A 23,301-nucleotide genomic window follows, 5' to 3' on the forward strand; every position below is an offset into this window, starting at 1 on the left:
TCACGTCTGTCCTTTCCCTGGGGGCCGCCTCACCGCCCGGCAGCCCCCACAAACTCCGCCGCCCCGATCAGCGCCGCGTCCGCGCCCAGCGTGCCGGGGCGCGCTCTCACCGGAGTATCCCCGAGACCGGTGCCGATGGCCGGGCCGACCAGGTCCCAGGAGAGCGCCATGGCGCCGCCGACGACGAGCGCCGACGCGCCGAAGTCGCGTACGCACGGGGCGAGGACGGCGCCGAGGGCCGCGAGGGCCTCGGCGATGACCTGCCCCGCCCACCGCTCGCCGCCCCGCGCCCGCACGGCGATGTCCCGCACATCCACGTCATGGCCGCCGTAGCGGGCGAGGATCGCGCGCCGGGAGACGGTGTGCTCCAGCGGGGCGCCTGCCCAGGCCAGCAGGTCGACGCGGCCATCGGGCGGCACCCCGGGCCCTTCGCGGCACACGGCGCCGTCCGCGAGGAACGCCGACCCCACCCCCGTCCCCAGGGTGATCCCGACACAGCGCCGATGACCGGCCGCGGATCCCGCGCGCCACTCCCCGAGCGCGAACGCGTGCGCGTCGTTCAGGAACACCACGTCCGCGGGCCTCGGCCACACGCCGTCGATGAGCACCGCGCGCACATCGATGCCGTACAGGTCGTCGAACTTCCCCACCCCCTCGAAGCGGGCGATCCCCTTCTCGTGGTCGAAGGGTCCCGGCACGGCAGCGGCCCACACCTGCCCCGCGGGCGCCCGGAGCTCCCCGGCACAGCGCACGACCGTGCCGAGTATGTGCTCGGCCTTGCCGCGCGCATCGAGCGGCCGCCGGATCCGCCGCCTCACGCATGTGCGCAGCGGGTCCACCAGAGCCGCGGTGACATGGGTGCCGCCGATCTCCAGGACAGCTCTCACGAGGGGCTCGCGCCTATGGCACGGCGGTCGCGCACGAGCGCCTTCACCACCTTGGCCGGGCCTCCCCGCGACTCGATGCGGTAGCCGCCGACCGCCGCGGGCACCGTGAGCGTCTCCGCGTACGACAGCGCGTGCCGCTCGCCCGCCGCGGTCAGCACGGTGACCCCTTCGCCCTCCACCACGTTCAGCACGTGGAACCGTCCCGCCGTGTCGTCGGCGGCGACCGCGCCCGCGTCGAGCGCGTAGCGCCGCACCTCGTAGAACATCTCGTCGAGCGCCCCGAGCAGCTCCTCGCACCAGCCGTCGCCGCGCCGCAGGACGTACGGCTCCTGGACCAGATCGCGTGCCACCGCCTCGCCGCGCCGCTCCGTGTCCAGGTTGGCGAGGCCGTGTTCGTAGGGCAGGGGGCGCGGATGGCCGTCGGCGTCCGGCCGCAGCCAGTCGTAGAAGCGCAGGCTGTAGAGGTACGGGGTCGCGCTGATCTCCAGTACGAGGTTTCCGGCGCCGCTCGCGTGCGGGGTGCCCGCCGGGATCATGAAGAGCCTGCCCTGTTCGGCCGGGAACGTCATGACGTGGTCCTCGGGCTCCATCGGCACCCCGTCGTGCGCCGCTTCCTCGATCTCCTTGCGGAAGAGAGCGAGGTCGGCGTCCTCGCGCAGGCCGAGGTAGACGCGCGTGTCCGTGCTGCCGAGGGTCATGTAGTACGTCTCGTGCTGCGTGTAGTGCCAGCCGAACCGCTCCCGCATGTACGGCTCCTTGGGGTGGCAGTGCACCGACAGATTGCCGCCGCCCACGGTGTCCAGATAGTCGAAGCGGATCGGGAAGGACGTGCCGAAGCGGGCGTGCGACTCCGGTCCGAGCACCTCGTGGGGGTGCAGGACGCACAGGAGCTGGAAGGGCACCTCCGCCTGGGCCTCGGGGCCGTGTCCGATGAGGATGCCCGCTTCGGGGGCGATGAGTTCGTAGCCGAGGGCGGTGTTGCGTGCGCCGGGGCCGAAGCCGAGGGTGCGCTGACCCCAATGCCCGCCCCAGGGAGTGGAGTTGAAGAAGGGCCTGGTGCGGACAGGGCGCCGCGCGAGACCGGCGTAGCTCGCCCGCAGTCCGTCGCCGTCGAGGAACACGGGGCGCGCGGGGTCCTGCACGTCCACCCAGCCGTCCAGCTGGCCGACGACCGCGTCACGGTGGCGGTCGAGCATCGGCCAGTCCACGTAGAAGAGCCGCTTCAACCCGGCCCGCTCACCGGGCAGTCCGAGGTTCTCCGCCTCACCGGCCGTCACGGCGGACTCCGCGTACCGCTTGGGCAGGTCGGCGTACCAGAGCACGTCGTGCAGGACCAGCGAGGCACCGGGGCCGTAGACGAGCAGCAGCCCCTCCAGGTCGCCGTCGTCGCGCGGGAGTTCGTCGAACAGGTCGGACAGGGGGTTCTCGGCGAGCCTGCAGTAGTAGGGGTCGTCGGCGTCCGGGGCACTCATGGTGCGGCGCCGCACCACGGCGGGGGACGCGTAGCGCGTACGGATGTCGAGGGCACGTACGGGCAGGGAGCAGGCGGCGGCGAGCCGGGCGGCGATGGTCTCCCAGTCGGCGGCCGGTGGCCCTTCGACCGCCACGATCGCCGGCTCGCGGGGCAGTTGGGCGGCGACGGCCTCCCAGCCGTCGGCCAGTACGGTCCCCGGGGCCGGGGGGTAACGCGGGTCGAGCCGGTACACGCGTGCTCCTTCGTGCGGTGGTTCTTCACGGGGGGATTCAGAGACGACGTACGAACAGCACCGCGGTCGTGCCGAGGGCAGGGATGTCGACGGTCACCAGGCCGTCGGACAGGGGCAGTTCACCGCCGGTCGACCCCAGATAGTCCGCGCTGTGAACTGCCGTGACGGGGAAGTGGACCCGCACCGGGCAGGCCACCGGCTCCTGGGCGAAGGACTGGAGCCGGAGCAGGACCTCGCCCGGCCCCGGCGCCGTGACGCCGACCAGGCGGATCCGCTCGTCCCCGAGGTCGGCGAAGGAGAGAGACATCTGCCCGCTGCCCTCCGCTCCCCTGGCCCGCACGGCCCGCAGCGGGCGGCTCCAGGCCGCGGCGGTCCGGGGGCCGAGCCCCTCGGCGGTGGGGCCGCAGGCCAGGCTGTAGCGGTAGGTGAACTCGAAGCCTTGTTGGCTGGGGAAGTTGGTGTCCCACAGGTTGTTGTGGATCCAGGAGAAGACGGTGGCGGGCTCGTCGTGCCCCATCGTCTTGGGGAACGGCGCGTACGGCAGCGCGATGTTGCCGAACTGCACCAGCGGCGCGTCCTGCGTGGACCAGGCGACCGCGAGTGACGCGTCGGCGAGGGTCACCCAGCGGCGTACGGCCCGCATGTGCAGCGCCGAACCCGGCACCACGGGCAGGGAGGTGCCGGTCAGGCCGCCGGATGCCTCCATCCGGACGACCGGCTCGTCGAAGGCGAAGGGGAACGCGAAGTAGGCGCTCTCCTTGCGCAGCGTCGCGTCCTTGTCGAGGCGGTTCTCGATGTCGAGGCGGGGCACGCCCACGGGCAGGGTGAGGGTGGTGCGCAGCCGGTTGGCCCCGGCCGGGCGGGTCTCGTACGTGATCGATTCGGCCGTCGCGGTGGAGGTGCGGGCGATGAGCGCGGCGGGCGGGGCGACGGCGCGGCTGCCGAGGTGTTCGAGGCGGTCGGAGGCCGTCGTACGGCTGGAGTTGTGGTTGAAGGCTCCCGCGGTGGTGTAGCTGTCGTGGAGGTAGCCGTTGAAGCCGACGGTCGCGTCGGGGCGGACGAGTTCGCGCCCGCTCGCCTTGTCGACGACGGAGGCGATGCACGCGTGCGCCAGGTCCACGCGCACGGCGAGGTGGTCGTTCTCCAGGAGCGTCGGTTCGGGGCGGGCGAGCGCCGCGGCGGCGGTCCGCGCCGGGTCCTCCCGTTCGGTGCCGCCGGTGGGGTTCCAGCCGGTGGCGGCCTTCACGACCGGGGCCGCCGACCGGCCGGCGGTCCGCGAGGCGTCGGCGGTGATGTCCAGGCGCACCGAACCCGCGGGCGGCACCTCGTCCACGCGCACCACCAGGAACCGTCCGGCGTCCCGGTGGTCGTCGTTGGTCTGCGGCTGCTCCTCGTGGGCGAGCCGCCGTCCGTCGCGGGCGTCGTGCACGGCCACCGGCTGTTCCAGCGGCACGCTGCTCTCCGGCAGGAAGACGCGTACGACGTCCGTGCGCGGCCAGGAGCAGGTGTTGAGCACGTGGTACGTCGCCGCGGCGCCCGGCGTCGCCGCGAGCCGCTGCCCGAGCCGGGCGCTCGCCCTGCCCAGGAGCGCGTTCCCGTCGTCGTAGGCGCGCATCGCCTGCCCGTACTTCCAGTGCCACTGGTGTTCTCCGGAGTGACCGCCCTCGTCGCCGTGGGTCCACGGGTCGCCGGCGCCCCAGGTGTGCTCGTCGAAGAGCGACACCGCCTCGTAGACCCCGGCGGCGTCCGCGCTGTCGTCCTCGGCCCCCGTGGCGCCGAGGATGCCTGCGAACGTGCCGATGGTCTGGGCGTCGGCGACCACGGACTGGGCGGTGCGGGCCAGGGAAAGCGGCCGCGCACCGGAACCGACTCCGTCGACCCACCAGTCGGTCCAGTCGCCCTCGAAGGTCTGTATCGCGTCGCCGATCCTGGACTCGGCGTCGGTGAAGAAGTCCTCGTTGCGCGAGAGCCGCAGCTGGGGGTGGGCCCAGGTCTCGTTCCAGCGGCGGACGGTGTCGGCGATGATGCGGCGGGGCGGCGCGTTGTCGCCGAACTTGCCCTGGACGCGCAGGTGGAGCACGTCCCAGGGGTAGGGCTCGCGCTTGATCTCGGCCTGGTCCATGGCCCAGCCGAAGATGCCGCCGCGGTAGGGGTAGGGGTTCGTGGCCAGGGAGGTCAGATAGGCGGGCAGCAGGTCGTCGACGTCCGCGTAGTCCGTGTCGAAGCCGAGCAGCGGGCCTTCCATGTAGGCGAGGCCGTGCGGGGTGTCGGTGACCCAGACGAGGACGCTGTTGCCGCTGGGGGCGCGCCAGCGGAAGAGGCGGGGCAGCTTCTCGCCGCCGACCAGATGGGGCACGGAGCGGCCGGCCCAATTGTGCGCGACGGAGAGGTACTTGACCCCGGCGGCGGACAGGGCGTCGACCAGGCCGACGACCGCGCCCGGCACGTCGGTCTGCATGGCGGAGGTGAACGTGACGCCGTGCCGCTCGCGCACGTCGTGGGCGAGGCGGAGCAGTTCGTGCAGTTCGTCCGTGGAGCAGGTCTCGGTGTGCAGGTTGAACGGCAGGGCGGTCAGTTCGATGCGTCCCTCGCGCACGCGGCGTACGAACTCCTCGACCTGCTCGGCCGGCCGGGCGTCCGCCCACTGCCGGAACGACCACAACGACTCGACGCACCAACGGAATCGGGACTCGGCGGGCCAGTCGTCGGTGGCCCGGGTCAGCTCGAGGCAGGAGTCGAGGAAGGAGAGGTGCTCGGCGAGGACGTGGCCCTGGGGGTCGGTGTAGCCGATGTCGAGGTGGGAGTGGTGGACCAGGTGGAGGGTCCACCGGCGCTGCGGGGTGAGCCGGATGTCGATGCCGTCGGCGGTGCCCGGGAGGCACACGGTGAGGCGGGCCTCGGTGTCGACGGCGGGCACCATGAGACGCGCGGAGCCGCCGGGGCCGGGGAGCCGCTCGACGGGCAGCGCGGTCCCTGACTCGGTGCGGACGGTGAACTCGGCGGGCAGGACGGACCCGTTGACCGCCTCGATCCGCAGCGACTGCGTGAGACCGTCGCCGTCCGCCGCCCTGCGCAGCAGCGGTTCCTCCGTGAGCCGCAGGGCGCTGCCGCCGAGGCTTCCCTCCGCGGTGACGACGGAGGAGCGCAGGCTGTCGCGTATCCGGTCGTTGTCCCAGTCGGTGGTGCGGACGAGGGCCCGTGTCGTCATGCGGTTCTCTCCCGGAGGGTGGTCGGGTCGGCGGTCTCAGCGGGCGGATGCGGTGACGCCGCGCAGGAACAGGCCGCGGAACACCAGGAAGAGGAGGAGCGTGGGCGCGGAGACGATCAGTGCGCCGGCCAGGATGACGGGCGGTCCTGTCGAGGAGTAGGCGTTGTTGAGGGTGGTCAGGGCGGCCATCACCGGCTGGACGTCGGGGCTGCGGCTGAGCGTGATGCCCAGGAGCAGGTCGTTCCAGACGGCCGTGAACTGGAAGATGAAGGCCGCGGCGAGCCCCGCCTTCATCAGCGGGACGTGGATGCGCCAGAAGATCCGCCGGAAGGACGCGCCGTCGATGAGCGCCGCCTCGGTCAACTCGGGTGGCATGGTCGTCATCTGATTGCGGATCAGGAAGAACGCGAACGGCACTGCCCACGCCGCGTAGATCAGCATGAGCCCGAGCCTCGTGTCGTAGAGGTTGGCGTCCGCGTACAGGCCGAAGAGCGGCGCGAGGAACATCTGGAGCGGGAAGAGCGTGCCGGAGTAGATCAGCCAGAACCAGAAGGCGGGCCTGGGAATCGGCAGGACCACGACGGCGAAGGCCGCCATGGCCGCGATGAGCACCGCGGCGAGTCCGCACACCACGGCGTAGAGCAGCGAGGCCTGGAAGCTGTCGCCGATGCCCGCCACATTCCAGGCGGTCCTGAGGTTCTCGACGAGGTCGAAGCCCTGGACGGTCCAGTCGGGCTTGCCGGTGTACTCGGCGGCGGGCGTGAGCGCGTTGACCACGAGGAGGTAGAGCGGGATCAGCCAGAGCAGCACGCATCCGGCGATGAAGAGATGGCGCACGGTGCGACCCATGGGGTGCCTCCTCAGGCCTTGGCCTTGGCGTTGGCGGCGCGGGCGTCGGCCTCGGGCATCTGGCGGCGCAGGTACATCCAGGAGGAGGCGACGACGATCACCGAGAGGACGAGCGCGATCGCCGATCCGTAGCCGATGTGGAAGAGCCGGAACGCCTCGCGGTACATGCTCAGGGCGAGGGTCTCGGAGGAGCGTGACGGGCCGCCCTTGGTGAGGATCCAGATCATGTCGAACGCCTTGAGGCTGTTCACGATGGCCATCCCGACCACGACGACGGTCACGGCCCGCAGCTGGGGCAGCGTGATGTACCGGAACATCCGCCAGCCGCTCGCACCGTCCAACTGGGCCGCTTCGACGGTGTCCTGAGGGATGGCACGAAGCCCGATCGCGAAGAGGACGACATTGAGCCCGGTGGCCTGCCATGTGCTGGCGACGATCATCGAGAGCGTGTTCTGCGGCCACTCCAGGAGCCAGGTCTGCGCCCACGAGTCGAGGCCGACCCCGCGAAGCACCTGATTGACCGCGCCGTCGGACGTCAGCATGAAGTTCCACAGGACGGCGGTGGCCGCGGCGGAGATCGCGTACGGCAGCACGATCACCAGCTGGGCGATGCCGCCGAACCGCGTCCGGTGCGTGGCGACGGCGATGAGAAGACCGGCGAGTACGGGCAGGAGCAGGGTCCCCGCCACCCACATCAGGGTGTTGAGCAGCGACCGGCCGAAGATCGGGTCGTCGGCGAGGCGGGCGTAGTTGTCGAAGCCGGTGAAGCTGCTGGTGAAGCCGTTGTCCTCGAAGAAGCTGTCGTAGACGCTGCGGAAGAACGGATAGACGAGGAGTACGCCGACGAAGGCGAAGGCGGGCAGCGCCCAGGGCAGGGCGGCGAGCGGCCCGCCGAGCCTGCCGTTGCCGCGGGCGGCGCGGGCGGCCTGGTGCGGGGTGCGGGTCGGGACCCGGCGCCGCACGCGCACGGGCTTCGCGGCCCGCTGGGCGGGGGTGACGATCTCGGTCATGTCTCCTCCGCCTCCCGCCATACCTGCGTCATGTCTCCTCCGCCTCCCGCCATACCTGCCATGCCTCGTCCGCGCGGTCCTGCATGGTCCGCAGCGTCCCGCGGGCCGACGACGGGTTCAGCAGGAAGCCCGCGAGATCGTCGACGGTCGCCTCGACCAGTTCGGGCGGGCCCTGCTCCCAGAAGCGGTTGAGCAGCCAGAGCCTGTCGCCGCGGACCTTCTTCGCCAGCCCGGCGATCATCGGGTTCGGGGGCTCGACCTTCGGGTTGGGGCAGCCGTCCTGGAGGCTGTGCGAGAAGGCCTTCATCACGGCGGGCTCCAGCCAGTGCCCTGCCGCCTCCAACGCCTCTGCCCGGTCGGGCCCTTTGACGGTGGAGACGAGGGCGCTGGACTCGAAGATGACGCAGGGGCGTGCCTTCGGGTCCGCCATGGGCAGCACGAAGGCACCGAGGTTCTTGCCGGGCTTTCCGCCCGCGCCGACCAGGGTCGAGCCGAGCCAGGTGCCGCAGGGGACCATCCCGACCTTGCCGTGGACGAGGGCAGCGGCGGCGTCGGCGTGGCTCATGTCCATGGAGGTGAACCAGTCCTTGTCGAAGAAGGACTCCAGGGTGCGCAGGGCATGTTCGGCACGCGGGTCGGTGTATCGCTCCCGGCCGTTCATCAAGTCCTCGTAGAACCGCGGGTCCTGACGGCTGAGGACCTCCTGAAACCAGATGAAGGCGGGCCAGCGGTCGGCCGCCGAGCCGTGCAGCGGGGTGATCCCGCTCTTCTTGAGCCGCTCACCGGCGGCGAGGAAGTCGTCCCAGGTGCGGGGGACTTGGAGGCGGTGCTCCTCGAACACCTCGATGTTGTAGAAGAACACCCAGTACGCGAGGTTCATCGGCAGGGCGTGGACCCGGCCCCGGTAGGTGAACGCGTCCCGCAACGAGGCGTCGACCCACCCCTTCGCGACGGCGCTGTCCCACTGCCGGGTCAGGTCGACGATGCCGCCGGTGCGGGCGAGGTCCTGGAGCCGGTAGCCCGACCAGTACTTGAGCATGTCCGGTGTCTTGCTGGTGCGCAGCGAGGACTTGACGACCTGCTCGAACGACTCCAGGGACGGATTGACCTCCGGCACGAGCCGCAGGCCCGCCACCGACTTCATCGCCGCCCCCGCGGCCGCCATCGGCTTCTCCCAGGCGGCGCTGTCACCGAGCACGGCGACCCTGCCGGGAGGCTGGCCGCTCGCGGTTCCGCAGGCCGTGGCGAGCGCTCCCGCGGCGGCCGCGGCGAGGAGGGTGCGGCGGTCCAGCGGGGTGCCCGGCGCGGGATGAGGGCGGTGACGACTACCTGACATGGGTGGCTCCCCCAGGTGTGTGTCGGCCCGGTGTTAGCGTTAACACGGGCGTGATGGAGCTTCTCTACGCCGGGATGGGATGTCAATGGTTCGCGCAGCGGGCACGGCGCGCCTGGCCTGACCCACCGGTCCGCCGACGCCGCCCCGCGAAGGCCTCGATAGCCTCTGACCATGGCCGACACGAACTCCGCCGCCTACGAGGCGCACTTCACCCGCAGCCCCGCCCAGCTCTTCGGTGGCGCGGGCTGGAAGCGGCTGACCGCGTTCCGGGTCGACGGGACCGGCGTACTGCTCGGAGGCGCTCCGGCCCGCTACCACACGCAGACCGCCCTGGTGCCGTGGCAGGACATCACGGCGCTCGTGACGTGGCAGCAGCGGATGACGGGCTCGGCGATGAACTACATCGGCGTCCGGCGCCGCCCCGGAGCACCGCTCCTGCCCGGCCCCAACGCGGCGCTCACCCCCGAGAAGACGGCCGGTCTTGCCCCGCAGGTCGACCACGAACTCTTCCTCGCGAGCCGCGCGGTCAACCTCTGGCGCCTCGACCCGGAGCTCCTGCGGACCGCCGTCCAGGCATTCGCCCCCAACGTGCCGATCCTGGACGCCGGTTGAGCCACCCATCGGCCCCCTAGGCGGGCACGGAGCCCCTGGACGGCGGGCTCCGGCAGCTCCCGGGTGGCCGGCGCAGGTGGCCGTGAACGGCCTTGGCGAGACTTCTCCGCAGGCCCGGACTGAGTGGCGGCCCCCCGCCCACGCGGCGACCATCGAGGGAAACCGGAGGAAGGGTTCGCTCGATGGCCAAGGACAAGAGCAAGGACAAGGACAAGAAGAAAAAGGACGGCAAGAAATCCCGCAAGGCCCCCGCCCCGCTCCGCGAGCTGCTGCGGATCCCCGAGGGTGAGCGCGTCGACCTCGCCAAGTACGCCGCCGACGCGACCCCGGCGGGACCGGCGGACAAGGCCGCCGGGGTCCTGGCCACCGCACGGATGGGCGAACGCCTGGCCGACCTCCAGGAGCGGCTCTACGCGGCGAGCACCGCGGGTGACCGCCGCCGCGTCCTTCTCGTGCTCCAGGGCATGGACACCAGTGGCAAGGGAGGCACGGTCAAGCACGTCATCGGCCCGTTCAACCCCTCCGGCTGCCGCATCAAGGCCTTCAAGACGCCGACGCCCGAGGAGCGGAGCCACCCCTTCCTCTGGCGCATCATGCGGGCCCTGCCGCTGCCCGGTGAGATCGGCATCTTCGACCGCTCGCACTACGAGGACGTCCTCATCGCCCGCGTCCACGAACTGGCCCCCCGCCGACAGCTCGGCCGCCGCTACGGCCAGATCAACCGCTTCGAGCAGAGCCTCGCCGACGACGGCGTCACCGTCATCAAGTGCTTCCTGCACATCAGTTACGAACAGCAGCGGCGCCGCCTGCTCGAACGCCTCGACAACCCGGACAAGCACTGGAAGTTCAACCCGGGCGACATCGCGGAGCGCGCCCTGTGGCCCGCCTATCAGGAGGCGTACGAGATCGCGCTCGAACGCTGCTCGACGACGCATGCCCCGTGGTACCTCATCCCGGCGGACCGCAAGTGGTACCGCAACTGGGCGATCAGCAGCCTGCTCCTTGAACACCTGGGCGAGCTGGATCCGCAGTACCCGCGAGGGGACTTCGATGTCGGCCTGGCAAGGAAGCAGCTCCTGGGCGACGGTGGCGCATAGGTACAAGATCGGACAGAAGTTACCTCTAGGTATGCAGTGACTTAATGCGCCAGTAGCAGTAGAACTCGTTCCCATTCCTACGAGAGTGAGGAACGTCACATGAGTGGCACTACCACGCGCATTACCGATCCAGAGGGCGTCACACGGCGAAGATTCTTAGCTGGAACTGGTTCTATTCTCGGCGCCGTCACCCTCTCCGCTCAGGCCATCCCCGCCGCCGCCCAGGCAGACTCCCAGGCGGCGGCCGGGCCCATCGGCGACGGAGCCCGCGTCCCCGTCCTGGTGATCGGCACCGGGTACGGCGGCTCCGTCGCCGCCCTGCGTCTCGCCCAGGCGGGCGTCGACGTCCACATGATCGAGATGGGCATGGCCTGGGACACCCCTGGCTCCGACGGCAAGATCTTCGCCCACACGACCTCGCCCGACGGCCGTTCCTACTGGCTGCGCACCAGGACCAAACAGCCCCTGAGCAACTTCCTCGGCTTCCCGATCGACAAGGACATCCCCCGCTACACCGGCATCCTCGACGCCGAGGAGATGGGCGGGATCATCGTCTACCAGGGCCGCGGCGTCGGCGGCGGCTCACTGGTCAACGGCGGCATGGCGGTCACGCCCAAGCGCGAGAACTTCGGAGCCATCCTCCCGTCGGTCAACGCCGACGAGATGTACTCCACGTACTACCCGCGCGCCAACGCCGGCCTCGGCGTCAGCACCATCGACCCGGCCTGGTTCGACAGCGTCGACTGCTACCAGTACTCCCGCGTCGGCCGTAAGCACGCCCAGCGCTCCGGCTTCCCGTTCGTCTTCGTGCCGGGCGTCTACGACTGGGACTACATGAAGCAGGAGGCGGCCGGAACGGTCCCCAAGTCGGCGGTCGCCGGCGAGATCCTCTACGGCAACAACTACGGCAAGAAGTCGCTCCAGAAGACCTACATCGCCAAGGCGAAGGCGACCGGCAAGGTCACCATCTCCCCGCTGCACAAGGTCACCACGGTCTCCCCCGCGTCCGGCGGCGGCTACACCGTCGTCATCGAGCAGCTCAACACCAGCGGAGCCACCACCGCCACCAAGTCCGTGACCGCGGACCGGGTGTTCTTCGCGGCCGGCAGCGTCGGCACCAGCAAACTCCTGGTCAAACTGAAAGCCACCGGCGCGCTGCCCCAGCTGAACGGGGAGATCGGCAAGGGCTGGGGCGACAACGGCAACGTCATGTGCGGCCGCGCCAACCACCTCTGGGACCCGACCGGCAAGGTCCAGTCGTCCATCCCCACCGCCGGCATCGACAACTGGGCGGCCGGCGGCGCGTTCGCCGAGGTGGCGCCGCTGCCCACCGGGATCGAGACGTACGCCTCGTTCTACCTGTCGATCACCAAGAACCCGAACCGTGCGTCCTTCTCCTGGAACGCCGCTGCGGGCAAGGCGGAGCTGAACTGGCAGACGGCATGGAAGCAGCCGTCCATCGACGCCGCCAAGACCATCTTCGACAAGATCAACTCAAAGGAGGGGACGATCTACCGCACCGATCTCTTCGGCACGTACAAGATCTGGGGCGACCACCTCACCTACCACCCGCTCGGCGGCGCCGTCCTGAACAAGGCCACCGACAACTACGGCCGTCTGCACGGCCATCCGGGCCTGTACGTCATCGACGGCTCGCTGATCCCCGGCAACACGAGCGTCAACCCGTTCGTCACCATCACGGCGCTCGCCGAACGGAACATCGAGAAGATCATCGCGACCGATCTGTAGCCGTGTCCTCTCGGTGCCGGGGCAGGAAGCGTCGATGCCGGGGCAAGAAGCGTCAGTGCCCCGGCAGGACGCACACCGCGTCGAGGCCGAGCACATGGTTGAGTCGGCCGAACGCCAGCCAGGAGCCGATGCTCATGCTCAGCTCCACGATCTCGTGCTGGCTGTAGTGCGCGGTCATCCGCGTCCAGAACTCCTCGTCGAGGCCATGGTGATCCAGGGCGTACCGCTCGGCGTACTCGGCGGCAAGGCGTGTCCGGTCGTCGAAGGCGTCGGTGGTACGCCACTGGGTCACCGCTTCGGCGAACTCCTCCTCGACCTTCTGACCCTCGCGTTCGGTCCGCCAGTCGAGGCAGAACAGGCACCCGTTGATCTGCGCGACGCGCAGCCGCGCGGCCTCGAACTCCCGCAGCCCCAGGGTCGTGTGCTCGTACACCGACAGCGAGAAGTTCGCGGCGGCCATGCCGATCCCGGGGACCATGTCACCCCACACGTACCCGATCGGCTCCTGCCCCTCGGGAATGTCTATCTTCATTTCTGGCTCCTTCCGAGCTTGCCTGTCGCGGGGCGCAGCGGGATGTCCAGCGCGTCGTAGAGTCCGGGCTCCGCGGCCACGAGCCAGTCGATGGCGCCGACCAGACGGCCGACCGCGGTGGCGTTGCCGCCCGCTGACCGGTTCTCGCCCTCGTCGGTGGCCTCGACCGTCACCTCGATGCGCGGACGGCCCTCGATGATCACCCGGTGCGCGCCCGCGCCGTCCGGCGGCGTCGGCCAGTCCGGTGCGCAGGACGGGTGGATGCGGGTGACGTGCTCGATGACGATGCGGGGCTCTCCCCCGACGATGCCCTGCACCTCGAACCGCACGGCGCCCTGGGTGCCCTTCTCGAAGTCGCCCATCGTGCGCGTGGTCACCGAGGTGTCGAGCGCGCGGCGCTCCAACGTCTCGCGGATGTCGTCGAGTTCGGCACCGAGCGCCCTGGCCATCAGCCGTATCTGGCCGCCCCACACCATGGTCGGGACGGTCTCGGCGAGCATCAGGGGCTCGTAGTCCATCGGATGCCCCATGCCGATCAGGTGGCGTACGGAATCCTCCTGGTCGTACGTGGAGTAGTCGAAGATCTCCTGGCAGCGGATCGCGTCGACGGTGCTGCCGAGTCCGCTGACCAGCAGCGGCAGTACGTCGTTGCCCCAGCCGGGGTCGACGCCGGACACGAAGAGGGAGCCGCCGCCTTCGGCGATGGCGGCGACGACCGGATCCCGCAGCTCGGGCGGGGCGTTGCGCTGGTCGTAGAGCGCGTAGAGCGCGGGGGTGACGACGACGGCTCCGGCCCGGATCGCCCGGCCGACGTCGTCGAGGGCCTCGTCGGGGCGGATGTCGCCGGAGGCCGCGTAGACGACGGCCTGGGGCGAGGCCGCGAGGACCGCGTCGATGTCGTCGGTCGCCGCGACGCCCGACTGCCCGTCGAGCCCGGCGAGGTCGGCCGCGTCACGGCCGACCTTGTCGGGACTGTGGACGAGCACGGCCGTGAGCTTCAGCGCCGGGTGGCCCTCGACGGCACGGATGGCCGCGCGGCCGACATTTCCGGTACCCCAGACAACCGTGGAAATCATGCGGCGGAGGGTAACCAGAGGACGTATCAGTTCATAGGGCCATGACCGGAGAGATTTGCGTCAAGGACGCCTGCGCCGGACGCCTGCCCTAACGGATGTTCACGTCGATGCACGCGTAGAAGGCGTTCGACGTGTCGCCGATGTTCCAGACCGCGAGCACCTTGTGCCTGCCGGTGGCGCTGCCGAGGTTGACCTGGTGCGAGACGGTGGCGGGCGGCTGCTGGTTGCCGCCGTCGATCGTCGCGACCTTCGTGCCGTCGACGAAGTACTCGTAGTTCGCGGTGCGGTGGCGCGCCGTGAACGTCCAGGTGAAGGTCTGCGTCCTGCTCACGTCGCTGACCTTCCAGCCCTTGCTGTCGTCGTTCAGCTCCGCGAACCGCGCGTTGCCGCCGCTGCAGCTGCGCAGGCCCTTGGGCCCTTCGACGCTCTGGGGTTCCCACTTGATCTCTCCGCACGCGACCGTGCCGGCGGCGCACTGCGCCTGCCGGCTGGCCGGTGCGTTGACGTATCCGTGCGCGCTGGCCGAACCGGTCGGCAGCGTGAGGGCGAGGACCGGTGCGAGGCCCGCACCTATCATCGCGGCCAACTTCCGCTTCCTGTGCATGCGTACTCCTTCACGGCGCTGTGGAGTGGGGGTGTGCGTGAAGTGCTTCTGCAGGTTGCGCGACGTACTTGGGTGGGGGTGTACGTGAAGAGGTGGGGCCAGATGTTCGCGATGGCCGATTAGTCCAGACCATAGACTTCGGCGAGGCTCGGTCAAGGCCGGTTTCGGGCCACGTACGGGCCACGTACGGACGGCGGGCGCCGCGTGGCCTACGCCGTGCGCCTCAGCAGTGCCGAGAGGTGGTGCTGCAGCGGCTGGCCGACCGCCTCCAGGTCGTGGACGAAGGTGAGTTGACCGTCGTCGGTGAGCGTGTAGCGGCGGCGGGTGGCCTTGACCTCCTTGGCGGTGGGGGTGCGCGCCACCTCGCTGGTGGAGAGGTCGATCGTGCCGCCGGCGGCCCGGCCCACCGCGATCTCGGCGATGCCGGTGGGCTGGGTGATCAGCGCCTCCACCCGGCCTTCGGGCTGCAGCCGCCACCAGCCGCTCTCCCGGGCGGACGGCCGCAGCGGTGCCTCGTCGGCGTCGAGCAGCCAGGCCCTGGCCTCGTAGCGCAGGAAGGGGCGGCCGTCGTGGCTGAAGGTGACCTCCTGGGCGTACGTGAAGTCCGCGTCGAGGGTCGGGTACTCGCCCTGGCCCCGGCCGTGCCAGGTGCCCAGGAGACCGAGCACGGGGGCGAGCAGCGGATGCGGTGCCGGCGCCTCGTCCGGTCGGTGACCGTCGGGGTACGGGTGCTCCGGTGCGGGGTCGAACACGGTGTGCGCTCCAGGGGTAGGGGCCGATGCCTGGAGGAAGCCTAGGGGCCCGCGGGGGCGGGGGCCGGAAGGCGGCGGCAGCGGCGGGAGCCCTCACCGGCGGTGGCCGAAAAGTTAGGGTAACCTAATCGACCGGCCCGGCTTGAGCGGATCTCGCGTCCCGCACCACGCCCAAGTCCCGCCACCCCCAAGGGAGTTGGCTGTTGGAGACTGCAAGGTGACGCGGAGCAAGAGGGTCCGTCCGACCCTTCTCGTGGCTCTGCTCGGCGCCGTCCTGGCCATGCTCTGCGTGCTGTCGATCGCCCTGGGCGCGGCAAGTATTCCGCCGGACCAGGTCGTGCGGGCGCTGTTCGGCCACGCCCCGAGCAGGCTCGTGGAGAACATCGTCTGGTCGGCACGCGTGCCCCGCACCACGCTCGGCATCGCGGCGGGCGCGGCCCTCGGTCTCTCCGGCGCGCTCATGCAGGCCCTGACCCGCAATCCGCTCGCGGACCCGGGCATCCTCGGCGTCAGTGCCGGTGCCTCCTTCGCCATCGTGCTCGCCGTCGGGGTGATCGGCGTCGGCTCCTTCCACGGGTACGTCTGGTTCGCCTTCGCGGGAGCTCTCGCGGCGAGCGTCCTGGTCTACCTGCTCGGCAGGCTGGGCCGGTCCGGCCTGACGCCGGTCAAACTGGCCCTCGCCGGTATCGCGGTGACCTCGCTGCTCTCCTCCCTCACCAGCGCGATCGCGCTGACCGACCCCGACGCGCTCGACCGCTTCCGCTTCTTCTCCGCCGGTTCGATGGCCGACCAGGACGGCGCCACGGTCCTGCGGATCCTGCCCTTCATCGCGGTGGGCACGGCCCTCGCCCTGGCGTGCGCACCGGCCCTCAACAGCCTGGCCCTTGGCGACGACGTGGCGGCGTCGCTCGGGCGGCGGCTCGGTCTGATCCGGCTCCAGGGGGTCGCCGCGGTCACGCTCCTGACCGGCGCGGCGGTCTCGGTGATCGGTCCGGTCGTCTTCATCGGGCTGATCGTGCCGCATGTCGCCCGCGTGCTCGCCCAGTCGGCGGGGATCGGCCCGGACCACCGCTGGCTGCTTCCGCTCTCGGCGGTGCTCGCCCCGTGCCTGCTGCTCGCCGCCGACATCGTCGGACGGGTCGTCGCACGGCCCACCGAGATCCAGGCGGGTGTCGTCGTCGCCTTCATCGGCGGCCCGTTCTTCATCGCCATGGTCCGCCGACGCCACCTGTCGGAGGTATGAGGATGAGCGGCTCGAAGACCGCGCGCGGCTCGTCTGCCGTCCGTGCCCACGGGTCCTCCGTCCGCACGTTCCGGCTGACCGTGCCGCCCGTCTCCGGGATCCTGCGCCCCCGGCTCGTGGCGCTGGGCGCGGTGCTCGCCGTGGCCGGCTTCCTGCTGTTCTGCTGGGGCCTGACGATCGGCGACTACCCGATCGCCTTCGCCGATGTCGTACGCGCCCTCGCGGGCTCCGGCGACCCCGGCACCGTCCTCGTGGTCGAGGAACTGCGGCTGCCCCGCGCCCTGGTCGGACTGCTCGCCGGGGTCGCCTTCGGGGTGTCCGGCGCGCTGTTCCAGACCATGACCCGCAACCCGCTGGCGAGCCCCGACATGATCGGCCTGACCCAGGGCGCGGGCACCGCCGTCGTCGCGGGGATCGTCCTCGGCTGGGACGGCGGCCTCGGCACCCAGGCCCTTGGGCTCTTCGGCGCCCTGGCCACGGCGCTCGTCGTCTACGCCCTGGCCTGGCGCCGCGGCGCCACCGGCTACCGGATCATCCTGGTCGGCATCGGAGTGGCCTGGATCTGCACCAGCGCCACCGACTATCTGCTGGCCAGGGGCGGCCGGTTCCAGGCCCAGGCCGCACTCGGCTGGCTGGTCGGCAATCTCAACGGCCGTACGTGGGGCCAGGTCGGGCCGCTCGCGATCGCCCTCGCGGTGCTGCTGCCCGCCGCGCTGCTGCTCGGGCGTCTGCTGCGCACCCTCCAGCTGGGGGACGACGTGGCCACCGGGCTCGGCACCCGGGTGCAGCCGGTGCGTTTGGCCGTCCTGCTCTGCGGGGTCGGGCTCGTCGCCTTCGCCACCGCGTCCGCGGGCCCCGTGGCCTTCGTGGCGCTCGCCGCGCCGCAGATCACCCAGCGCCTCGCCCGCACGGCGTGGCCGCCCACCCTCGCCTCGGGTCTCACCGGGGCCGTGGTGGTCCTCGGCAGTGACCTCATCGCCCGCACACTCGTCTCCGGCACGGAACTGCCGGTCGGCATCGTCACCGGCGTGCTCGGCGCGCCGATCCTGCTCTGGCTGCTCGTCCGCGCCAACCGCGCGGGTTCAGGAGGTTGATCCCATGTCGGCTGACTCCCTGTCGACCGACCCCGCTCCGGCAGGCCCTGCGCAGGCCACAGACGTGGACCTGCGGGCCGACGACCTGAGCCTGGCCTACGGCAACCGCCTGGTGGTGGACGGCCTCGACCTGTCCGTGCCGCCGGGCCGGATCACGGCCGTCGTCGGCGCCAACGCCTGCGGCAAGTCCACCCTCCTTCGCGCCCTGGCCCGGCTGCTCGCACCCCGCGGCGGCGCCGTCCACCTGGACGGCCGTGCGCTGCACTCCATACCGAGCCGCGAGCTGGCACAGCGCCTGGGCATCCTGCCGCAGAGCCCGGTCGCGCCGGAGGGTCTGACCGTCATCGACCTGGTCAACCGCGGCCGTTCACCGCACCAGACCTGGTGGCGGCAGTGGTCGAAGTCCGACGAGGACGCCGTCCACCAGGCCCTTGCCGCGACCGGCATGAGCGATCTCGCGGACCGTCCCGTCGACGAACTCTCCGGCGGACAGCGCCAACGCGCCTGGATCGCCATGGCGGTCGCCCAGGGCACTCCCGTGCTGCTCCTCGACGAGCCGACGACCTATCTCGACCTCGCGCACCAGATCGACGTACTCGACCTGATCACCGACCTCAACCGCCGCGAGAACCGCACCGTCGTGATGGTGCTGCACGACCTCAATCAGGCCTGCCGCTACGCCGATCACGTCGTCGCCATGAAGTCGGGGCGGATCGCGGCCGAAGGCACCCCGGCCGAGGTGATCACCGTCGACACCGTGCGGGACGTCTTCGAGCTGAAATGCCGCATCACACCGGACCCGGTCAGCGGTACACCGCTGGTCATTCCCATGGGCCGTCACCACGACGAATCGACTTAGGGTAGCCTCACCTAGATTTTCTGCATCTGCATGGTCCGGTCCTGGAGAGGGTGGCGGGTGAGTACATCAAGTCCGTCGGGGCGGGACGTCCTGAGAGAGTCCATACGGGGGCAGCGGCGCGACGTCGGCGTCGGCGCGCTGCTGGGTTCCGGCCACCAGATAGGCGAGGCGCTGGTCCCCGTCCTGATCGGTGTCGCGATCGACCAGGCCGTCACCGACTCCGACACCGGCGCCCTGCTCGTCTGCCTCGGCGTCCTCGCCGTCGGCTATGTGGCACTCGCGCTGAGCTTCCGCTTCGGCGCCATGGCCGGTGAGCGGGCCGCGGCCCGCGCCGAGCACACCCTTCGCATCTCTCTCGTACGCCGCATACTCGACCCGGGCGGCGGCGCCGAGGAAGGCCGGCTGCCCGGAGCCCTGGCCAACATCGCGACCGAGGACGCCAAGCGCGTCGGCGCCGTCAACATGGCCCTCATGGCCGGGATCTCGGCGCTGACGGGCATCCTCACCTGCGCCGTCGTCCTGCTGCGCATGTCGCTGACGCTCGGCCTCGTCGTGCTGCTCGGCACGCCGGTGCTGCTCTGGCTCGGTCACCTGCTGAGCAAGCCGCTCGAACACCGCAGCGAGGCCGAGCAGGAGCGCGCGGCGCACGCGTCGGCCGTCGCCGCCGACCTGGTGACGGGCCTGCGGATACTCAAGGGCATCGGCGGCGAGTCGGCGGCCATCGCCCGCTACCGCACCACGAGCCGCGACTCCCTCGGGGCCACCCTGAAGGCCGCACGCGCGCAGGCCTTCCAGAGCGGTGTGGTCCTCGCCCTCACCGGGTGCCTGATCGCCGCCGTCGCGCTGGTCGGCGGCAGGCTCGCCGCCCAGGGCAGCATCAGCCTCGGCGAGCTCGTGTCGGCGGTCGGCCTCGCGCTCTTCCTGCTCGGCCCCCTGGAGACGCTCTCCTGGGTCAACGCCGAACTCGCCCAGGGCCGGGCGTCGGCCACCCGGATCGCGGAGGTCGTCGCCACCCCGGCCACGATCACCGCCGGGGAGCGGAGCCTGTCCCAGCCGGTGCGCGGCGCCGTCCGGCTCGACGGCGTACGGCACGGCGGTCTGCGCGGAGTGGACCTGGACGTCGCGCCGGGCGAGCTGCTCGGCGTGGTCGCGACCGACCCCGCGCACGCGGGCGACCTGCTGCGCTGCCTGGCCCGGCGGACCGACCCCGACACCGGGACCGTCGCACTGGACGGCATGTCCCTGCGGGACCTCGACCCGGCCGAGCTGCGCACGGCGATGCTGGTCGCCGATCACGACGCGGACCTCTTCGCGGGCACCGTCCGCGAGAACGTCACGGCCGCCGCACCCGACGGCGCCGACCCGGAACAGGCGATGGCGGCCGCCGGAGTGACCCAGGTCGCCCAGACCCTGCCGGACGGCGAGCACACGCCGGTCGGGGAGCGCGGCCACTCTCTCTCGGGCGGGCAGCGCCAACGCGTCGCCCTGGCCCGCGCGCTCGCGGCCGAACGGCCCGTCCTCGTGGTCCACGATCCGACCACCGCGGTCGACGCCGTGACCGAGGCCCGTATCGCCGCCGGTCTGCGCGAGATCCGCAAGGGCCGCACCACGATCCTGGTGACCACGAGTCCCGCGCTGCTCTCGGTCACCGACCGTGTGGTGCTCCTCGACGAGGGCCGGGTCACCGACACGGCCCCGCACGCCGACCTGATCCAGCGTCATGAGGCCTATCGCACGGCGGTGTTGGCATGAACGAGAGCACGAACGAGAACACGAACGAGCAGCACCCGGACACCCGCGAGCTGCTCCCCACCGCCACCGCGACCCGCACCCGCGCCGCGGTCCGCGAGCTGGTGCGTCCGCACCGCGGTCTGGCGGTCGGCGGCTTCGCGGTGATGATCGCGGCGACGGCGGTGGGGCTCCTCGTCCAGCCGATCCTCGGCCGCATCGTGGACCTGGTGGCCGACCAGCGCCCGGCGGGAGACCTCACGCTGCCGGTCGTCCTGCTGGTCCTCGTCGCCCTCGCGCACGGCGGCACCACGTCGCTCGGTCTGTCGCTCGTCTCCCGGCTCGGCGAGACGGTGCTCGCGCAGCTGCGCGAGCGGTTCGTGGAGAAGGCGCTCCGGCTGCCCCTCGAACAGGTGGAGAAGGCCGGTGCCGGAGACCTCACCGCGCGGGTGACCCGGGACGTCTCGGTGGTGGGCGAGGCGGTGCGCAGCGCCCTGCCCGAACTGGCCCGTTCCCTGCTCGCCATCTTCCTGACGCTGGCCGCGATGGCGGCGCTCGACTGGCGCTTCCTGGTCGCGGCCCTGCTCGCGGTGCCCGTCCAGGCGACCACCGCCCGCTGGTACGTCCGCCATGCCGTGCCGCTCTACGCCCAGCAGCGCATCGCCACCGGCGCCCAGCAGCAGCAGCTCCTCGACACCATCGCAGGAGCGGGCACGGTGCGGGGCTTCCGCATCGAGGAGGAGCACACCGAGCGGGTGACCCGGCGTTCGTCGAACGCGGTCGCGCTGAAGATGCGCGGCATCCGGCTGGTCCTCGACTTCTACAACCGCCTGCACGTCGCCGAGTACACCGGGCTCGCCGCGGTCCTCGTCACCGGTTTCCTCCTGGTCCGCTCGGACTCCGTGTCCATCGGCACCGCGACCGCCGCCGCGCTCTACTTCCACAGCCTGTTCACTCCGGTCAACTCCGCACTCGTACTCCTCGACGACGCGCAGTCGGCGACCGCGTCGCTCGCCCGCCTCGTCGGGGTGGCCGACGAGCCGACCCCTGAGCCCACGCGGGCACAGGAGACGGCCGAGCCGTCGCAGCCCGGTGCGGCGCCGGACGGCACCGTCACCGTGACCGGCATCGACCACGCGTACGTACCCGGCCGTCCCGTCCTGCGACACGTGGACCTCACGCTGCGAGCCGGGGAGCGGGTGGCTCTTGTCGGCCCGAGCGGCGCGGGCAAGACCACGCTCGCCAAGCTCATCGCGGGGGTGCACCAGGCGACCTCGGGATCGGTGCGCCTGACCGGAACCCCGGGCCGGGGCAGCGGCCTTCCGGTGGCCCTGGTCACCCAGGAGACGCATGTCTTCGCCGGGCCGCTGGCGGACGACCTGCGGCTGGCCCACCCCGAAGCCACCGACGACGACCTGCGCGCGGCGCTGACCGACGTCGACGCGCTGGAGTGGGCCCAAGCGCTGCCCGACGGCCTGGACACGGTCGTGGGCGACGGAGGCCACCGCCTCACCTCCGCCCAGGTCCAGCAACTCGCCCTGGCCCGGCTGATCCTCGCCGATCCGCCGGTGGCCGTGCTCGACGAGGCGACGGCCGAGGCCGGAAGCACCGGCGCGCGTCTCCTGGAGAAGGCCGCGGACCGGGCGGTCGAGGGACGCACGGCGCTCGTCGTCGCCCACCGCCTCACCCAGGCCGCGACCGCGGACCGGATCGTCGTCATGGAGGGCGGCCGGATCGTGGAGAGCGGCACCCACGACGAACTGCGCGAAGGCTCCGGCCCCTACGCCTCCCTGTGGCAGGCGTGGTCCGGCACCCGTACCGCGACCGACAAGACCCCCACGCACCGCGCAGGTCCCGACACCACCACCGTGAAGGACGACGACTGATGCCCGGCTCTCCAAGACGCACGGCACGCATCGCCACAGCGCTCGCCTCCGCGCTCCTCCTGCTCACCGCCGCCACGGCCTGCGGCTCCGGAGACGACTCCGGCACGGGCTCGGACGGTGCCGCGTCCGCGGACGGCGCCTTCCCGGTGAGCATCGCGCACAAGTACGGCAGCACCACCGTCAAGTCCGAGCCCCAGCGCATCGTCACCGTCGGCCTCACCGACCAGGACGCCGTGCTCGCCCTGGGCAAGGTGCCCGTCGGCACCACCGAGTGGCTCGGCGGCTACAAGGGCGCCATCGGTCCCTGGGCCGCCGACGAACTGGGCAGCGCCAAGGCGCCGACCGTCCTGAAGGACACCGGCACAGGGCCGCAGACGGAGAAGATCGCGGCCCTCCACCCGGACCTGATCCTCGCCGTCTACGGAGGCCTGACCAAGGAGCAGTACACGACCCTGTCGAAGTTCGCCCCGGTGGTGGCGCAGCCGAAGGAGTACAACGACTTCGGGGTCCCGTGGCAGCAGCAGACCGAGACCATCGGCAAGGCGCTCGGCCAGAAGGACAAGGCCAAGAAGCTGGTGACGGGCGTCGAGGCCGACTTCAAGGCCGCGACCAAGGAGAACCCGGCGTTCGCCAAGTCCAGTGCCGTGATGGCCACTCCGTACGAGGGAATCTTCGCCTTCGGCAGCCAGGACCCACGCTCCCGGGTCCTGACCGGCCTCGGCTTCACCCTGCCGGGCGACCTGGACAAGGTCATCGGCGACGAGTTCGGCGCCAACATCAGCAAGGAACGCACCGACCTGCTGGACACCGACGCGATCGTGTGGATCGCGTCCGACCCGGCGAAGGACGAGGCCAAGCTCGGCAAGAACCCGCTCTACGCCGATCTGGACGTGGCCAAGGAGGACCGTGAGGTCTATGTCGCGGAGGCGAGCGACTACGGCAACTCCGTCTCCTTCGTGTCGGTCCTGAGCCTGCCGTACATGCTGGAACGCCTGGTTCCGCAGCTGGCATCGGCCGTCGACGGCGACACCGCGACCAAGGTGAAGCAGCACGCCGGGAGCCAGTGAACGTAT

19 protein-coding genes are annotated in these 23,301 nt (G+C 71.3%); 9 read left to right on the forward strand and 10 right to left on the reverse strand.

Annotated elements, in window-relative coordinates; all coding sequences use genetic code 11:
* Positions 1–29: 29 nt before the first annotated feature.
* Genes ABZ833_RS09345 through ABZ833_RS09370 form a run of 6 tightly spaced genes read right to left on the reverse strand, consistent with a single transcriptional unit; the run spans position 30 to position 8,996 of the window.
* Positions 30–887, reverse strand: a complete 858-nt coding sequence (locus ABZ833_RS09345; protein ID WP_361043353.1) for an ROK family protein — start codon at positions 885–887, stop codon at positions 30–32.
* Entirely contained in the window at positions 884–2,593 is a 1,710-nt protein-coding gene (locus ABZ833_RS09350) for a hypothetical protein (RefSeq protein ID WP_361043356.1), read from the reverse strand. Before ABZ833_RS09350 ends, ABZ833_RS09345 begins: the two co-directional genes overlap by 4 nt.
* Positions 2,594–2,630: 37 nt before the next feature.
* Positions 2,631–5,801, reverse strand: coding sequence for an alpha-mannosidase (locus ABZ833_RS09355; protein WP_361043358.1), 3,171 nt, complete (start codon positions 5,799–5,801; stop codon positions 2,631–2,633).
* Positions 5,802–5,837: 36 nt separating this feature from the next.
* Positions 5,838–6,650 carry a carbohydrate ABC transporter permease gene (locus tag ABZ833_RS09360; RefSeq protein ID WP_361043360.1) on the reverse strand — a complete coding sequence of 271 codons (813 nt, stop codon included), beginning with the start codon at positions 6,648–6,650 and terminating at the stop codon, positions 5,838–5,840.
* A gap of 11 nt (positions 6,651–6,661) precedes the next feature.
* Complete coding sequence (locus tag ABZ833_RS09365; RefSeq protein ID WP_361043363.1) at positions 6,662–7,660, reverse strand: sugar ABC transporter permease; 999 nt, start codon at positions 7,658–7,660, stop codon at positions 6,662–6,664.
* A gap of 28 nt (positions 7,661–7,688) precedes the next feature.
* The gene (locus ABZ833_RS09370; RefSeq protein ID WP_361043365.1) at positions 7,689–8,996 is read right to left on the reverse strand and encodes an extracellular solute-binding protein; all 1,308 of its coding nucleotides are present in this window, start codon (positions 8,994–8,996) and stop codon (positions 7,689–7,691) included.
* A 171-nt stretch (positions 8,997–9,167) separates the two neighbouring features.
* Here ABZ833_RS09370 and ABZ833_RS09375 point away from each other — a divergent pair, with 171 nt between their 5' ends.
* The 3 genes from ABZ833_RS09375 (at position 9,168) to ABZ833_RS09385 (ending at position 12,454) form a co-directional block, all read left to right on the forward strand.
* Positions 9,168–9,608, forward strand: a complete 441-nt coding sequence (locus ABZ833_RS09375) for a hypothetical protein (RefSeq protein WP_361043367.1) — start codon at positions 9,168–9,170, stop codon at positions 9,606–9,608.
* Positions 9,609–9,790: 182 nt separating this feature from the next.
* Positions 9,791–10,705 carry a PPK2 family polyphosphate kinase gene (locus ABZ833_RS09380; protein ID WP_361043370.1) on the forward strand — a complete coding sequence of 305 codons (915 nt, stop codon included), beginning with the start codon at positions 9,791–9,793 and terminating at the stop codon, positions 10,703–10,705.
* 99 nt (positions 10,706–10,804) lie between these two features.
* Positions 10,805–12,454 carry a GMC oxidoreductase gene (locus tag ABZ833_RS09385; protein ID WP_361043373.1) on the forward strand — a complete coding sequence of 550 codons (1,650 nt, stop codon included), beginning with the start codon at positions 10,805–10,807 and terminating at the stop codon, positions 12,452–12,454.
* A 52-nt stretch (positions 12,455–12,506) separates the two neighbouring features.
* On the opposite strand, the gene ABZ833_RS09390 is transcribed toward ABZ833_RS09385, so the two are convergent.
* From ABZ833_RS09390 to ABZ833_RS09405, 4 genes are all read right to left on the reverse strand, one after another.
* Entirely contained in the window at positions 12,507–12,986 is a 480-nt protein-coding gene (locus tag ABZ833_RS09390) for a carboxymuconolactone decarboxylase family protein (protein ID WP_361043375.1), read from the reverse strand.
* Positions 12,983–14,062 carry a dihydrodipicolinate reductase gene (locus tag ABZ833_RS09395; protein ID WP_361043378.1) on the reverse strand — a complete coding sequence of 360 codons (1,080 nt, stop codon included), beginning with the start codon at positions 14,060–14,062 and terminating at the stop codon, positions 12,983–12,985. Before ABZ833_RS09395 ends, ABZ833_RS09390 begins: the two co-directional genes overlap by 4 nt.
* Before the next feature lie 88 nt (positions 14,063–14,150).
* Positions 14,151–14,666, reverse strand: a complete 516-nt coding sequence (locus tag ABZ833_RS09400; RefSeq protein ID WP_249586373.1) for a lytic polysaccharide monooxygenase auxiliary activity family 9 protein — start codon at positions 14,664–14,666, stop codon at positions 14,151–14,153.
* A 209-nt stretch (positions 14,667–14,875) separates the two neighbouring features.
* On the reverse strand, positions 14,876–15,418 hold the full coding sequence (locus tag ABZ833_RS09405) for an FABP family protein (RefSeq protein WP_361043381.1): 543 nt from the start codon (positions 15,416–15,418) through the stop codon (positions 14,876–14,878).
* A 217-nt stretch (positions 15,419–15,635) separates the two neighbouring features.
* On the opposite strand from ABZ833_RS09405, the gene ABZ833_RS09410 reads away from it, so the two are divergent.
* Genes ABZ833_RS09410 through ABZ833_RS09435 form a run of 6 tightly spaced genes read left to right on the forward strand, consistent with a single transcriptional unit; the run spans position 15,636 to position 23,295 of the window.
* Positions 15,636–16,661: an iron chelate uptake ABC transporter family permease subunit gene (locus tag ABZ833_RS09410; RefSeq protein WP_361043383.1), complete on the forward strand. Its 1,026-nt coding sequence runs from the start codon at positions 15,636–15,638 to the stop codon at positions 16,659–16,661.
* A gap of 2 nt (positions 16,662–16,663) precedes the next feature.
* Complete coding sequence (locus ABZ833_RS09415; RefSeq protein WP_361043386.1) at positions 16,664–17,755, forward strand: iron chelate uptake ABC transporter family permease subunit; 1,092 nt, start codon at positions 16,664–16,666, stop codon at positions 17,753–17,755.
* A 4-nt stretch (positions 17,756–17,759) separates the two neighbouring features.
* Positions 17,760–18,614, forward strand: a complete 855-nt coding sequence (locus tag ABZ833_RS09420; RefSeq protein ID WP_361043389.1) for an ABC transporter ATP-binding protein — start codon at positions 17,760–17,762, stop codon at positions 18,612–18,614.
* A 30-nt stretch (positions 18,615–18,644) separates the two neighbouring features.
* A complete protein-coding gene (locus ABZ833_RS09425) occupies positions 18,645–20,366 on the forward strand; it encodes an ABC transporter ATP-binding protein (protein WP_361043392.1) in 1,722 nt (573 codons plus the stop codon).
* Positions 20,363–22,228: an ABC transporter ATP-binding protein gene (locus ABZ833_RS09430; protein ID WP_361043395.1), complete on the forward strand. Its 1,866-nt coding sequence runs from the start codon at positions 20,363–20,365 to the stop codon at positions 22,226–22,228. The genes ABZ833_RS09425 and ABZ833_RS09430 overlap by 4 nt, the downstream gene beginning before the upstream one ends.
* Positions 22,228–23,295, forward strand: coding sequence for an iron-siderophore ABC transporter substrate-binding protein (locus ABZ833_RS09435; protein ID WP_361043397.1), 1,068 nt, complete (start codon positions 22,228–22,230; stop codon positions 23,293–23,295). The genes ABZ833_RS09430 and ABZ833_RS09435 overlap by 1 nt, the downstream gene beginning before the upstream one ends.
* Positions 23,296–23,301 lie beyond the last annotated feature (6 nt).

The sequence above is a fragment of the Streptomyces sp. NPDC047525 genome (assembly GCF_040643025.1).
In the GTDB taxonomy this organism is placed as follows: Bacteria; Actinomycetota; Actinomycetes; order Streptomycetales; family Streptomycetaceae; genus Streptomyces; species Streptomyces durmitorensis.